The following is a 14,318-nucleotide window of genomic DNA, read 5'->3' on the forward strand; positions in this document are numbered from 1 at the left end:
GCCTTGGTGGGCACGACCTCTTTCGATCTCGCCGGCAAGGGCGCACTCGTGACCGGATCATCGCGCGGTATCGGCAAGGCGATTGCCGAATCTCTCGCGGTGCTGGGTGCAAATGTGATCATCTCATCGAGAAAGCAGCAGACGTGCGATGAGGTCGCGTCGCAGATCAACGCACGCGGCGCCGGACGGGCCACGTCCATTCCAGCGAACATTGGGGAAAAGGCCGACATCGAGCGCCTCGTTGGCCGCGCACGCGATGCGCTCGGCTCGATCGACATCCTTGTCTGCAATGCGGCCTCAAATCCCTATCATGGCCCCATGGCGGGGATTTCCGACGAGCAGTTTGAGAAGATCCTGCGCAACAACCTGCTCTCGAGCCATTGGCTGTCGGCACTCGTCTCGCCCGAAATGATCGAACGGCGGTCGGGTTCGATCATCTTCATTTCGTCCATCGGTGGCCTGCGCGGGTCGCCGGTTATCGGCGCCTATAATGTCTCGAAAGCCGCCGACTTCCAGTTGGCCCGCAACCTTGCGACGGAATATGGACCTTATGGGATCCGCGTGAACTGTATCGCACCCGGTTTGATCCGGACGGACTTCGCCCGGGCGCTGTGGGAAGATGAAGAAAATCTCGCCAGGGCATTGACCGGTACGCCGCTCGGACGGATCGGAGAACCCGATGACATAGCGGGTGCGGCCGTCTTCCTGGCCTCCAATGCATCCCGATACATGACCGGCCAGACGCTCATCGTCGATGGCGGAGCGACGGTGACGGCCGGCGGAGTCTGATCCAGCAGCGGCATTTTTTCAGGAGAAAGTTTTGAGCAAAAAAGTTGGTGTTGTGGGCGCGGGCCTGATGGGCGCGGAGATCGCACTCACATTCGCGCTGGCAGGCGACGACGTGCTGCTGAACGATCACAACCAGACGAGCCTCGACCGCGCCACGGCGCGGCTGCGAACGCTCATGGAAAAAGGCGTCGGGCGCGGCTTCTACAAGGTGGAGGAGGTCGAGCCGACGCTCGCGCGTATCAGGCCGACCGTGGAACTTGCCGCGTTCTCCGATCGCGAGTTCGTGACGGAAGCAGTCTTCGAGGCGCACGATGTCAAGGCGTTGGTGCTGAAGGCGCTGGACGAGATATGCCCCGCCGACAGCCTGATCGCCTCGAATACCTCGACCATCCCGATTTCCACACTTGCGGCCGAATTGCCCGCCGCGCGCAGGGCCAAATTTATCGGGACGCATTATTTCTCGCCGGTCTCCCGCATGAAGCTCGTCGAGGTGATCACGGGCTTCGATACGGCAGAGACGACGGTCGAGACCGCGATGAGCGCGATGCGGGAAATCGGGAAGACCCCGGTCCGAGTGAAGGATGTTGCCGGCTTCGCCGTCAATCGTATGTTGCACGCCTTCATGATCGAGGCGGTGAAACTCGTCGAGGAAGGCGTTGCCACGCCAGAAGATCTCGACACCGCGTGCCGCCTGGGCCTGGGTCATCCGATCGGCCCGTTCGCGCTCATGGATGCCGTGACGTCAAGCTTGTGTGTGCAAGCGCAGGAGATCATGCAAGAGGCCTATGGTGAAAGATTCCGTCCCCCCGCCCTTCTCAAGCAACGCGTCCTCGCCGGCTACGGCGGAGGCAAAGGCAAACCCGGCTGGCTCAATTCCGGCGCGTAACGGACGCACCCGAGAAAGCGTTGTCCGGGACATCGTAAAGGGCCTATACGATGGTCGCTACGAGCCCGGCCAGCGCCTGCAGGAAGCGCAGCTTACCGCAATCTACGGTATAAGCCGTGGCCCGGTTCGCGAGGCTCTCAATGCGTTGTCAGCCATGGGGATTGTCGATCTCACGCCCCAGCGCGGCGCCCAGGTACGCGTGCTCGGCATCGAAGAAGCGATCGACACATTGATCGTAGCGCAGACGCTGATCGGCTTGTCCGCCCGCCTCGCTGCGGAACGCGCGCCTCAAATCCCGCAGGGTGACAGGCTCGTCAAGTCGCTCGAAGCGATCCTCGCGTTCGACGCGGACGCGACCGGGGCCGACTTTGGCATCGCGCGTGACAGTTTCTATGGCGCGATCACGGCGATGGCGTCCAACCTGGAGCTAAGCCGCGTGTTGCCGACCGTGCGGATCCACCTCATCCGGGTCCAGTTCCGCTCGGTGCTGAAAGCCCACGAGACGCGGTGGCGGGGCGATTATCGACGTATCACGGATGCGATCCTCGCTGGACGGCCGCGCGAAGCGGAAGCCGCGGCGCGGGCACATCTGGGGCGGGCGATCGACCGCCTGCGCGCATTTCGATGAGCCCGGCGGCGTCTGCGGCGGCATCGGACCCATCGGCCGCATCGCGGGGTCGCCGGCTGGAGTTTGATCCTGAAGAAGCGCTTGCCGCCGCGCTTCTGGTGTTTTGGGAGCGGGGCTATGATGGCGCCTCATTGACGGCGCTCACCGAGGCGATGGGTATCAACAAACCTAGCCTCTATGCCCGCTTTGGCAACAAGGAAGCTTTGTTCCTCAAGGCCCTCGACCTTTATGAGCGCGAGTGGCTCGGTTACACGCGCATCGCGTTGCAAGCCGAGACCGCCAAGGGTGTCGCCGAGGCGCTTCTGTTCGGTGCCTTGAAATCGCAGGCCGATCATCGGTGGCCCGCGGGCTGCCTGAGCCTTCATTCGACGATGCCCTCAGGCGGCCAGATTTCGTCGGTGCGATCCGCGGCGATGGAAAGGCGGATTGCGTCCGAGACCGCACTTGTCGAGCGCTTCAAAGCAGCGAAGGCGGCTGGCGACTTGCCGGATCCGATCGATCCGGTTGCCCTGGCGCGTCTTTTATGGACCATTGCCCAGGGTCTTTGCCTGCAGGCTGCAAATGGCGCCAAAGCCGCGGATCTTCGCCGAATGGCCGAAACAGCGTTGGCGATCTGGCCGGGCCGGTAAGCGAGCAAACGAACGGACAATATGCTCGGGTGCCGCGAGCGTCCCAAAAGACTGAGGCATGCCAAATGGCTGGCGATTTCGTGAAAGGCTGCGGCACCGGGACGGCGTCCGCGGTGCTTCCCGACGTCGACTGCTGCGGGCCTGCCCTGTCGCTTGCGATGACCTTCATCGGCCGCACGTTCAAGTCCGGCTTCGGCGCCGCACAATAAGCAGTTTAACCTGCCCTAGGACAGACCGGCAGGACAGCCGTTCAGCCAGCCTTTCTGATGGGGCTTCCGGCGAGTTCCGGGCTCGCGCCATAGGCTTGCATCGCCGCCGCGACCAAGGGCTCGTATGCCGCGACGGCCTTGTCCTTGACGTGCCCATAGCCTCGAACCTCGAGTACCAGCCCCGCGATACGCGCGGCTTCCGGAAGGTTCGCACCGCCGAGGCGCGCCAGAAGCCGGTCGATCAGCATCTCATAATCCGCGATCAAGCGGCGCTCGGTCTTGCGTTCCGCCGTGTAACCGAACGGATCGAAACGCGTGCCGCGCAGCCTGCGGCCCTTTGCGAGCACGCGAAACAGTGGCATCATCCATGCGCCGAACTCGCGCTTGCGTAAGTGACCCGTCGCCTTGTCGCGCTTGGCGAGCATAGGCGGCGCCATGTGGAAGGTCAGCTTGACGTCGCCCTCGAACGCGTCCTCGATGGAGCGAGCGAAGCTACCCTCCGTATAAAGGCGAGCGACTTCATACTCGTCCTTGTACGCCATCACGCGGAACAAGCCCTTCGCGACAGTCTGAGAAAGCGCTCCGTCACCGTTCAAAGCGGCCTCGGCCTGCGCAACGCGGTCCACGATATTGCGGTAACGGGCGGCATAGGCGTCGTCCTGATAGGCGGCGAGGAACCGGGCCCGATCAGCCACGATATTCTTGTCTTCGCCCGCCTCATCGAGGGCGCCGTCCGACAGACCCGCGGCGGCGAACACCGCCTCCGGATCAACCGCAAGCTTTCGGCCAAATGCGAAGGCCGAACGGTTCATCGCGACCGCAGTGCCGTTGAGGGCGACCGCCGCCTCGAACGCTTCGAGATCGAGCTGCAACCAACCCTTCTGCCAAGCGAAGCCGACCATCATGAGGTTCGATCCAATCGCATCTCCCAGCAACCGCGAGGAGAGCTGGGTGAATGGATAGATGAAAATATTTTCCTCTCCGGCACGCCGTCGCAAGCGGCCCGTCAACAGACTGGCATCCGGCTTAGCCTCACGGTTCTGGGTGAAATCGCCGGTGATCGAGATGTCCGCATTCGCCAGTACGGGCGTTATCCCCGGCGCAATCGCAGCCATCACATCCCGGCTGTTGCCAACGATTTCATCGCAGACCATCACCAGGGACGCCGCCTCTGCCGGGATGCGCAGAGCCGTCACCGGCTCCCTCGCCACATGAATGTGGCTGACGACCGCGCCGCCTTTCTGTGCCATGCCCACCTGGTCGAGCACGCCGACTTCGCCGCCCTTCATATGGGCGGCCATGGCGATCAGCGCGCCGATGGTCACGACGCCGGTTCCGCCGACACCGGCGACGACGATCCGTTCATGATGGCGGGCCGTTGCAACCGGCAGCGGCAAGGCCTCGGTGTCGAGCACAGTCTCCTTTACGGCGGCGCGGCGCGGCGAACCGCCCTCGACCGTCACAAAGCTCGGGCAGAACCCGGTGACACAGCTATAATCCTTGTTGCAGCTCGACTGGTTGATGCGGCGCTTGGTACCGAAGGTGGTCTCGACCGGTTCCACCGACAGGCAATTGGATTTGGCCGAGCAGTCGCCGCAGCCCTCGCAAACCAGCTCGTTGATGAAGACCCGCGTCGTGGGATCGGCGAGCTTGCCGCGCTTGCGCAGGCGCCGCTTCTCCGTTGCGCACATCTGCTCATAGACGATAACGCTGACACCCTCGCGCTCGCGCAGCTCAAGCTGAAGTGCCTCGAGATCGTCGCGATGCTCCACCCGTTCTACCTTGGAGCGCGCGGGATGGTCCGGCCCGTAGCGGTCGGGATCGTCGGTGGATAAAATGACGGTAGCGACGCCCTCTGCTCGGATCTGGTCGATCAATTGGTCGATCGAGAGCTCGCCGTCGACCGATTGTCCGCCCGTCATCGCAACGGCCGAGTTGTAAAGCAGCTTGTAAGTGATGTTGAGCTTGGCGGCGACGGCCTGGCGGATCGCGAGGAGCCCCGAATGGAAATAGGTCCCGTCGCCCATGTTGGCAAAGATGTGCTTCTCATCGGTGAAGGGAGCCAGTCCCATCCAGTGGACGCCCTCCCCGCCCATTTGAGCGAAGCTGCCCGTGAAGGGACGATTGTAGGCAGCGAGACCGTGGCAGCCGATTCCCGCCAGTGCGCGGCTTCCTTCCGGCACGACAGTCGAGCGGTTGTGCGGGCATCCCGAGCAGAAAAAGGGCTTACGCAGCGTCGGTGGCGTGGCGAAACGTTCCTGCAACGCAAGCGTCTTGTGGGCCGCGCCAGCGCCGTCCTCCAGGGCCTTGTCCCCGATCAGCCGGGCAAGCAGCTCGCCGACCGCCGCAGCGATCCTCTCCGGCGTGATGTCCCCGACGGCGGGCAAGAGGGCGACGTCAGCCGGGCCGTGCTTGCCCCAGACGGCCGGTGCTGCCGGGAGGCCGTAGAGAGCTGCCTTCACCTGCCGTTCGATGAATTCGCCCTTTTCCTCGACCACGACGAGCGTATCAAGACCGCCCGCAAAGGCTCTTAGCCCCTGCGGTTCGAGCGGCCAGATCAACGCAGGCTTGTAGAGGGCAATGCCCAGCGCCGCCATCCGATCCTGATCGAGGCCAACAAGCCTTAGCCCCTCGAGAAGATCGAGCCAGGTCTTGCCGGCGGCAACCAACCCGATCCGCGCGCCCGGCTGTTTGAGCACCGTCCTGTCGAGGCCGTTGGCGCGGACATAGGCAGCGACTGCCGGCAGCCGGTAGTTGATCTGCCGCAGCTCCTGCTCGAGCGGGGTCTCTGGCCAGCGGTTGTGCAGTCCTATCGCGGGAACATCGATTTCCGGAAGGATCGGATCGACAGCCAGCTCATCGGTATCGATCGCCCGCGTCGAATCCGCAACTTCGGTGATAATCTTCAACGCAGCATAGGATCCCGTATGCCGCGACAGGGCGAAGCCATGGAGGCCGTATGCGATTATCTCGGCGGGGCTCGATGGATAGAGAAGCGGGACCTGGAGGCCGGCCACCACATCGTCCGAATAGCAAACTATCGACGAGGATTTGGCGACATGGTCGTCGCCAACGGCCAGCACCACGCCCCCGTGCGGCGAGGAGCCCTGAAAATTTCCGTGGCGCAGCGCATCGGATGCACGGTCGAGACCCGGGCCTTTTCCATACCATAGGGAAAAGATTCCCTCGACCCGCGCACCGGTGGTTTGAGCGATCTGCTGTGTTCCCGCGATGGCCGTCGCACCGAGTTCCTCGTTGACCGCGGGCTGCACCACGATACCGCGCTGCGCGGCCTGCTTTCCCACACCGGCGAATGCGGTGTCCAGCGTCCCCAAAGGCGAGCCACGATAGCCCGACACATATCCGCCTGTCTTGAGCCCAACAGAGGCATCGCGGTCGGCCTGGATCAGCATCAGGCGAACCAGCGCCTGGACGCCGCTGATAAGAATCCGGCCGGAACGCTTGTCAAAACGGTCCGACAACGTCGTCGGCGAAACTGCCGCATTGGCTTGGTCGGGCTGGTCAACAAGATCGATCATGAGAATATGTCCACTGCGGTTGTTGGAAAGCGCGTATATCGATATACGTTCTATCGGCAAGCGTATAGCTATTTTTCTTCTGGCTTTGATAAATAGCTTTTGATATCCATGCAACGGCGTCGAAGATCGTCGGAGCGCAATGATTCCTCCGATGTCGCCGTCCTCCGGTCGAAGTCCAAGTGAGTGAATTCGGCTTGCGATCGGCAATAAGCGGACCCGACCGGACACGGCAAAACGGGGCCGCGGAAACGATACGTTCAACTGTGGAGAAAGTTATGGGCACCGAGGCTAACAAGATTATTGTGCGGGACTTCATCAAGGGCATCGAGACCGGCGACCTGAATTGCCTGGCCCTTTCGACGACCGACGATGCCACCTTCTGGGTGTCACCGACGACCATTGGTTCCGGCACCCGCCTCAAGGACGACTGGCTTCAGTCAATGTCGGCGATGTTCAGCACGCTGGCCGAACCGATGACGCTGGAGGTCGGCGATGTTACGGCCGAAGACGACCGCGTGAGCGTCACGATGGTCGGCCGCATGCATTTGCAGAATGGCAAGGTCTACAACGGCCACTGGCATATGCTATTGTTCCTGCGCGACGGGAAGATCTCGGCGATGAGGGAGTATCTGGACACCTATCACGCCGGCGAGATTTTCGGCTTTCCGGAAGCGGCTGCTCAGCGCGCCGCGTGATGCGCCATCCCGATCCTGCGGCGCGGCGTGCGACAGCCGCGTCCCAGGATCAGCCTGGGCCCGCCTTTGCAGTCAGGCTCGTATGCGGTCCCGAGCGGCGCGACGCGTTCCGATAGCGATCGACAGATTTCTGAAAAGGATGTGCGGTGATCACCCTTTACGCGGCGGATAGCCCCAATGTGCTAAAGATCTACCTCGCTTTGGAGGAGCTCGGCCTCACCTATGATGCGCAGCCGGTCGATGTCATGGCGGGAGAAAATTTCTCTCCGGACTTCGTCCGTCTCAATCCGAACGCAAAAATTCCGGTCATCGTCGATCAGGATGGCCCGAACGGACAGTCGCTCACGATCTTCGAATCCGGCGCGATCCTGATGTATCTGGCCGAGAAATCGGGAAAGCTACTGCCGGTCGAATTACCGGAGCGGTACCGCGTTCTTGAATGGCTCATGGTCCAGATGAGCGGGTTTGGACCGATTTTCGGGCAGCTGTGCCACTTCCATCTCTTTGCGCCGAATGTCAGCGACTATGCGCATTCGCGCTATAGCACGCTGACACATCGCATACTCGGTGCGTTCGAGACGCGCCTTGGCGAGGCCGAATGGCTCGGCGGAGGCAGCTACTCGATTGCGGACATCGCAACCTTCCCATGGACGCGGTCGCTCGTCAGAATATTCGGCCCAGCCGTTGAGGGCGACTATCCCAAGCTTACCCAATGGGCCGCCAAAATAGCGTCGAGACCGGCCACGCTGCGCGCGATCGCAGCTATCGAGAAAATCGGAAAGGTCACGACGTCGCCGTCGGACGTTTCGAAAGACGTTCTCGATCTGGTCTTTGGACGGGGCGTCCATGCGCGGGGGATAGCCAGTCGCAGCGCCCTGGGGTGATGCCGCTGGGTGCTCATTTCGGTGGGTATGCGACAATTCTGCGGGTGGCGGCCGAGCCCGTCCGCTAGCGACAAGCTGTAGAGCGAATTTTCCGCGCCGGAGTCGTGGGCGGAGGCTCAAGGTCCGCGCTCGAGACCCACGAAGTCCGCGCAATCCGCACGGATTTTGGGAACCCGACGCCCGCGGCTATCGCGGGTTTTCCGAACGCGGGTAGTCGAACAGATATTCCCGATTGAGTTCTGCTATGGAAGGGCAACCAATATAGCGAAGCGTCTGATCCATGTGACCACGAAATAGCTCCAGCAGGTGGCGCACGCCATCCGAACCGGCGGCAGCATGTGCGTAGAGATAGGCGTGTCCGATCAGCACCGCTCGCGCGCCCAGCGCGACGGCCTTGAGCACGTCCGAGCCGCGCCGCACCCCGCCGTCGAGCAATACTTCGATTTCGTTGCCGACAGCGTCGAGGACAGCCGGTAACATCCGCATCGTGGCGGGAGTTCCATCGACGGACATGCCGCCATGGTTGGAGACGACGACCGCGGAAGCGCCGGCATCCACCGCTCTGCGAGCGTCCTGGGGGCTTTGGATGCCCTTGACGATCACGGGACCGCCAAAGGCCTCTTTTATCCACTTTATGTCAGACCAAGCGGGAACTGGACTGGCCGGGTTCAGCACCGACCCGATAGCGCCGAACATGTCCATCTTCATGCCAGCGCGCGTCATGCCCATCGGACAGTCCAGCTGCATTCCGTCTCTGACATAGTCCCATGCCCATGCGGGCTTCGTCAGGACCTGCGGCAGGAACTTGATCATGTGCGAAAGGCCGGACCCGCCCACGATATTGCGACGCTCGCGAAACGGGCGTTCGCGCGGAACATAACCGGGCGTATCGACGGTGAGAATGATGGCCGCACATCCGGCGTGTTTTGCACGTTCGATCGCGAACTCGATCGTGTCGCGATCGCCGATGAAATAGAGCTGGAAAAAGAACGGATGACCCTTTGCGGCCGCGCCGATTTGCTCGACCGAATGACCGCAAGCCGAACTGTGGCAGCTGATTATCCCAGCGTCCGCAGCCACGCCCGCAACACCCGCCTCGCCATCCTTGTGGATCATTCGGATGTTGCCGGTCGGCGCCGTCAATATAGGCATCGACAATTTGTGCCCGAGCACCGTCGTTTCAAGGTCGATAGCTTGGTTATATACCGCCGCATGAGTTCTGAATGTGGTGTAGTCAAAGGATTCGAGATTGAAATCCTGCGTCTTTGCGTTGGCCGCACCGCCGACGAGATACTGGTAGAGTGACGACGGCAAGCGCCGGCGCGCAAGCTCCTGCGCATCGTCGACTGAAAGAATCTTCGATATCGTGCTGACCATTTCGCTACCTTCTCCCAAGCCGGCTGCCTTTATTGCGGCAGCCGGTCTCTTTTCCGCTCGCCCACAGCGTTTAAAATGAGCGGTCCCTAGTCTGCGCCGTCTGTTTCCTTAGCGAAGGACTCCATGACCGGGAGTGGGTCGAGATACTCCCAGAACTCTTTGACGAGGCCGCCCTCGAATTTGACGATGAGAACATATTCATTCTCGTACGTCCGCCCGCCCGACAGTTTGGCAGTGGACTTGGCCGTTCCATAAACAACGCTCGGCTCGTCGGTGTTATGCAGATCAAGGTCGATCCAGTGGAATTCTTCGATAACCTTGAAGCTCTCCCTCGCGGTGTTTACCCAGTCAGTGCGACCCGCGGTCTTCTTCGGGAAGCCCGGCGGATGAAACGGTTTAAGGAACTGGGCATCCTCCGCGATCATCGGCCCCCAGTTATCATAGTCCTTGCCGGTCACCATCAGTTCGATAAACTTCCGGGCCGCTGCCACATTGTCGCTTCCACTCATATCATGCCACTCCTGTCAGTCCGTATGCTTGCTTTGACGCGTGTCTCGACCGAGGCCGAACCACCTGTCGATCCGGCCCTACGAAATAGGGGAAACCGGAGCGACTTCCTCACTCGACGAGGCCCCGCCGGTCAGGGAGCTCAATATTTGAAGCTCAAGGTGATTCCGTAAGTGGCCCCCATGCCGGTCGTCCGACCGATCGTGTCGCCGCCTTGCAGAATCGAGGTCAAATAATATTTATTGGTCAGGTTACGGCCCCACAACTGCGCGGACCATTTGCCGTTCGAGCTCTCAATGCCCGCGAAGGCATCGACGATCGTATAACCACGGATCAGGAAGGATGGCTCGTCCCCGAAGGACGAATTTGCCGAGCTCTGGTACCGTGCATTAGCCCCGAGGTGGAGGTCGATCGCCGACGACATCGGGACGAGATAATCGACGCCGCCCTGGAGCTGCCATTTCGGTGTGTTAGGCAGTTGCTCGCCGCGAATGTCCTTGGGGACGATGAGCGGCGTGAAGGCGTTGAACGACGAAGTCACCTTAGAGTCGATGTAGGTCGCCGCAGCGCTGAGCGTAAGCTCCTGCGTCGCGCGAACCGTCGCGTCGAGCTCGAACCCCGTAATGCGCGACTTCGGGATCGCCACCAGCGCGAGCGACGGTCCGAGGGCGGGATTGGGCACATAGCTGATCAATTGCTTGCCGGTGTAGTCATACCGGAAGCCCGCTCCGTTCAGCTGGATCTTGCGATCCGCAAAGGCGACCTTGAAGCCGGCTTCATAGGCGAGAACAGATTCCTGCCCGATCGGATCGAACTGGTCATCCGACAGCGCCACGACGCCCGGGAAGCCCCCCGATTTATAGCCACGCGTAATATTCGCGTAGATCATGTCATTGGGCGAAATTTTCCAGCTCAGGCTGCCGCGCCACGAAATATTATCCTCCTGAAGCGACCTCGTCACAGGTTGGGGCACGGAGAACGTCGGCGGAGCGACGCCTGGCGCGCTATCGAGATGCAAGCTCAGGCATTGGCCGGGCGCGAAGGTAAGCGAGGGGCTGGCGCCCAGAATGTTGTTCGCCAGATTCTGGAGCGCCGTCGACCACTGGTCGCCGATCGCGTCGCGCAAACAACCCCGAAAATTGTCTTTGTAATTGGTATAGCGGGCCGAGGCCTGCGCCGTCAGATCGGGCACAATCTCATATTGCACGTCACCGAAAGCCGAGAATGTGGTGACGCGGTGCGAAAAGTCGCTTTGCGCATTGGCAAAGCGGAAACCGGCGATGTTGGAGTTGCTGCCGGCAAGCTGGTAAAGCTGGTTTTCATCGACCGCATCATGCGAATAATTGCCGCCTATCATCCACTTCAGCTGGTCCATGTCGCCAGCCAGGCGCAGCTCCTGGAAGATATTTTCAATATCTCCGGTGATGCGGAAGTTTCCCTGCCAATATTTGGTCGCGTCGAGATCGAACGGGCTGGACTGCTTGTAGTGCGAAAAAGCCGAAATCGACGTCAAGCTCACGGTGTCCGTCAGCTGGACATCGCCCTTGAGCGAGACCTGCACGAAGCTGCTGTCCTTGCGCAGGCTCGAACCTGGAGCGCCCTGCTGATAGAATGCGGGAAGACCGGGCGCCAGCTCGACGCCCCAGTCCGCCAAGCGCGGATTCCGGGCGGTAGGCTGTGTATAAATGGGAGCGACCGCATCGACAAACTCGGTGGCACCGCCGGCGGCTGGCGGAGCTTGGGGCGACAGCGATTGAAACTGGAACGCCTGGGTATCGCTGCGATCTTTCCAACCATTGACGTTGAGTTCGAACTTCAAAGAGTCACTCGGTTCCCAGTCGAGCAACGCCCGTGCCTCGGTGAAATCGCGAACGCCGAGACGATCGTCCGGGCGCGTCACGCTGACCTGCCAACCGTCGCGCGATTCATGGCGCACCGCGAGGCGACCGCGCAACGTGTTGGTGATCGGCCCGCTGACAAACGCTTCGATATCGGCCTGGTTGTAGCGACCATAAGTGAAGCTGCCGCCGACCTGGAACGTGTCGGTCGGTTTGGCGGCGATAAAATTGACCGCGCCGCCAGTCGAATTTTGCCCAAAGAGCGTGCCCTGTGGGCCCTTAAGCACCTCGACGCGTTCGAGATCAAATGCTGCCCCCGAAGCCTGTACGAGATACGGCAGAGGGACCTGATCAACATAGGCACTAACCGCGGGAGTAAGGCTCAACGAGCTGTCGGTCACGCCCACGCCGCGGATGATGAACGAAGGCGCGCCGAACAGAGTTCGCGCATATGAGAAGCCGGGTACGACCTTGACCAGATCTTCCGGCGACAAAACGCCAGCTGTCGTCAGCTGCTCGCCAGTTACCGCCGTAATTGAGAGAGGCACGTCGTTTAGGCGTTCGCTGCGCTTTTGCGCCGTAACGATGATGTCGCCGAAACCACTGGACGGCTGCTCGTCCGGGGCTTCGGAAGCTTGTTCTTGCGGAGCCGCGACGGTCGATGGGGCCGTCTGAGCCAAGGCCGGTGTGGTCACCGCCCAAGCCGCGGAACTCGCCCAGCAAACTGCAAGTGCTTTCCTCATAATCCCGCTCCCATCATGTTTGATTTTATCGTACCGGTGTCTCGGCCGGCGAGCCCAGCTGCCGATTTGGCATGCTTGGACGCGCGTTTCAGCCTCGACCCCGAGTAAGCAATCATTATTATCTATGGGCATAACATAATAGCATAAAAAATAGAGTCAAGCGGATGCTTTGCCACGCGACCTGCCCAGCGTCAGCGGTCGGCCGGCCACCGCTGGCCGCCTGAAAATCTCTACCGCGTATTAATCCCGGTAGAACCGGCTGGTTCGCAGCTTGCGAGTGCGCCAGATCGAGAACGAGAACCCCTAACGGCGGCGAAATACCGACAGAACCCCCATCGGGCTGCTTGAAGCCCACATGTCCCTCGACAACAATATTGACCAGACGGCTCTATTAGTTAATATATTAGATAAGGAGCACAGGATGGGAGACCGGATCCCGCATTCAATTTCCCGCGGCGCGGTGGGTCTCACCCGTATTTAAGGACGAAGCTCTGACTCGGATTGAGACGAACATGATAAAACGGCCCTCATGGAACCATCCGGCGATGACTAGCACCAAAGACCTGTGTGCAAAGCCTCGGCACATCCCAGCATCGGTCAACTTTTAGGAGATTTGTATATGCGCATTGGTTTCATAGGAGCTGGAAATGTCGCTCGCACAATTGCACGGCATATGCTCGCAAGTGGCCATGAGGTCCTCATTTCAAATTCGCGCGGTCCAGAGACGCTGACCGACGTCATTGCCGAACTTGGAGAAGGAGCTTCGGCGGTAACAAGGGACGAGATCCTCGGCGCGGATATCGTCGTGCTCGCCGTCCGCTGGGGCGATGCGGAAAATGCCGTGCGTGGACTCAAATGGGACGGTCAGATCTTGATCGATGCAACGAATGCCCATGTCGGCACGGACATCAGTCTTGAGGGTGTGACCAAGTCGCGCGAGGAGTTGGCGAAATCAGGTCGCACGTCCAGCGAAATTCTAAGCGCCTGGGCACCTGGCGCTCGCTTGGTCAAATCGATCAGTAACATGCCCATGGCCTGGATCAGCGACTTCAGCAAAACCAAGCCTCGCACCGTGCTCTTCGCCTCGGGCGACGACGCTGAGGCCAAACGGGTCGTCATCGACCTTCTGAATGACGCAGGCTTCGCCGCTCTTGACCTGGGTTCTCTCGCGGCCGGCGGTGCGATGCATGAGGTGGGCGCTCCCCTGTCGGGTGTCGAGCTCCACTTTGTCCAGCGGATGCGCGAACCCGAGTAACCAAGCTAAGCCATAGATCTGGCCTTCCTGTCGAGCCTTGAAAACGCAGCCCGGCACCGTCCGGGGGCGGCCGGGCGCGGACGACTGCGCGATGCCGAAAGAGGTGGAGGGACGCGCCAAGCCAGGACCGCGTGGTGCCGGCATCCAAACCGGCACCACACCATATATTTGCTGCCTGGCGGAATCCCCGTTCGCGCATCGAAAGGATCGCCATCGGTCCCGATTTTGACCGACAATGTTCCAGAAAACCGAGCTTCCGTTGCCGAGCCCGGCGGGGCGTTCCGATGGAACGCCTCGCCGGGCGTAGCGGGATCAGATCTGGGCCAGGCCGCCGTCGAC

Annotated in this window: 12 protein-coding genes; 8 read left to right on the top strand and 4 right to left on the bottom strand. The window is 61.1% G+C overall.

Annotated features, from left to right (window positions below):
- Nucleotides 1-6 precede the first annotated feature (6 nt).
- From V6M50_RS06265 to V6M50_RS06285, 5 genes are all read left to right on the top strand, one after another.
- Nucleotides 7-789 carry an SDR family NAD(P)-dependent oxidoreductase gene (locus tag V6M50_RS06265; protein WP_332817709.1) on the top strand — a complete coding sequence of 261 codons (783 nt, stop codon included), beginning with the start codon at nucleotides 7-9 and terminating at the stop codon, nucleotides 787-789.
- Between the two features lie 31 nt (nucleotides 790-820).
- Complete coding sequence (locus V6M50_RS06270; RefSeq protein ID WP_332817693.1) at nucleotides 821-1,675, top strand: 3-hydroxyacyl-CoA dehydrogenase family protein; 855 nt, start codon at nucleotides 821-823, stop codon at nucleotides 1,673-1,675.
- Nucleotides 1,575-2,303 (top strand): GntR family transcriptional regulator, encoded by a 729-nt coding sequence (locus V6M50_RS06275; protein WP_332817694.1) that lies wholly within the window; start codon nucleotides 1,575-1,577, stop codon nucleotides 2,301-2,303. The genes V6M50_RS06270 and V6M50_RS06275 overlap by 101 nt, the downstream gene beginning before the upstream one ends.
- Nucleotides 2,300-2,932, top strand: a complete 633-nt coding sequence (locus V6M50_RS06280) for a TetR/AcrR family transcriptional regulator (RefSeq protein ID WP_332817695.1) — start codon at nucleotides 2,300-2,302, stop codon at nucleotides 2,930-2,932. Before V6M50_RS06275 ends, V6M50_RS06280 begins: the two co-directional genes overlap by 4 nt.
- Before the next feature lie 65 nt (nucleotides 2,933-2,997).
- Nucleotides 2,998-3,141, top strand: coding sequence for a hypothetical protein (locus V6M50_RS06285; RefSeq protein ID WP_332817696.1), 144 nt, complete (start codon nucleotides 2,998-3,000; stop codon nucleotides 3,139-3,141).
- Nucleotides 3,142-3,182: 41 nt separating this feature from the next.
- On the opposite strand, the gene V6M50_RS06290 is transcribed toward V6M50_RS06285, so the two are convergent.
- Nucleotides 3,183-6,680 carry an indolepyruvate ferredoxin oxidoreductase family protein gene (locus tag V6M50_RS06290; RefSeq protein WP_332817697.1) on the bottom strand — a complete coding sequence of 1,166 codons (3,498 nt, stop codon included), beginning with the start codon at nucleotides 6,678-6,680 and terminating at the stop codon, nucleotides 3,183-3,185.
- 275 nt (nucleotides 6,681-6,955) lie between these two features.
- Here V6M50_RS06290 and V6M50_RS06295 point away from each other — a divergent pair, with 275 nt between their 5' ends.
- Complete coding sequence (locus V6M50_RS06295) at nucleotides 6,956-7,375, top strand: nuclear transport factor 2 family protein (RefSeq protein ID WP_332817698.1); 420 nt, start codon at nucleotides 6,956-6,958, stop codon at nucleotides 7,373-7,375.
- A gap of 146 nt (nucleotides 7,376-7,521) precedes the next feature.
- Complete coding sequence (locus tag V6M50_RS06300) at nucleotides 7,522-8,259, top strand: glutathione S-transferase family protein (RefSeq protein WP_332817699.1); 738 nt, start codon at nucleotides 7,522-7,524, stop codon at nucleotides 8,257-8,259.
- Between the two features lie 186 nt (nucleotides 8,260-8,445).
- Here V6M50_RS06300 and V6M50_RS06305 read toward each other — a convergent pair whose 3' ends face one another.
- The 3 genes from V6M50_RS06305 to V6M50_RS06315 form a co-directional block, all read right to left on the bottom strand.
- Nucleotides 8,446-9,636 carry an alpha-hydroxy acid oxidase gene (locus V6M50_RS06305; RefSeq protein ID WP_332817700.1) on the bottom strand — a complete coding sequence of 397 codons (1,191 nt, stop codon included), beginning with the start codon at nucleotides 9,634-9,636 and terminating at the stop codon, nucleotides 8,446-8,448.
- A gap of 86 nt (nucleotides 9,637-9,722) precedes the next feature.
- On the bottom strand, nucleotides 9,723-10,145 hold the full coding sequence (locus tag V6M50_RS06310; RefSeq protein WP_332817701.1) for a nuclear transport factor 2 family protein: 423 nt from the start codon (nucleotides 10,143-10,145) through the stop codon (nucleotides 9,723-9,725).
- A 140-nt stretch (nucleotides 10,146-10,285) separates the two neighbouring features.
- Nucleotides 10,286-12,724 (bottom strand): TonB-dependent receptor, encoded by a 2,439-nt coding sequence (locus tag V6M50_RS06315; protein ID WP_332817702.1) that lies wholly within the window; start codon nucleotides 12,722-12,724, stop codon nucleotides 10,286-10,288.
- A gap of 619 nt (nucleotides 12,725-13,343) precedes the next feature.
- Between V6M50_RS06315 and V6M50_RS06320 the strand changes: the two genes are divergently transcribed.
- Nucleotides 13,344-13,979 (top strand): NADPH-dependent F420 reductase, encoded by a 636-nt coding sequence (locus V6M50_RS06320; RefSeq protein WP_332817703.1) that lies wholly within the window; start codon nucleotides 13,344-13,346, stop codon nucleotides 13,977-13,979.
- The last annotated feature ends 339 nt before the right edge of the window (nucleotides 13,980-14,318 follow it).

It is taken from the genome of Sphingopyxis sp. (assembly GCF_036675685.1).
Lineage (GTDB): Bacteria > Pseudomonadota > Alphaproteobacteria > Sphingomonadales > Sphingomonadaceae > Sphingopyxis.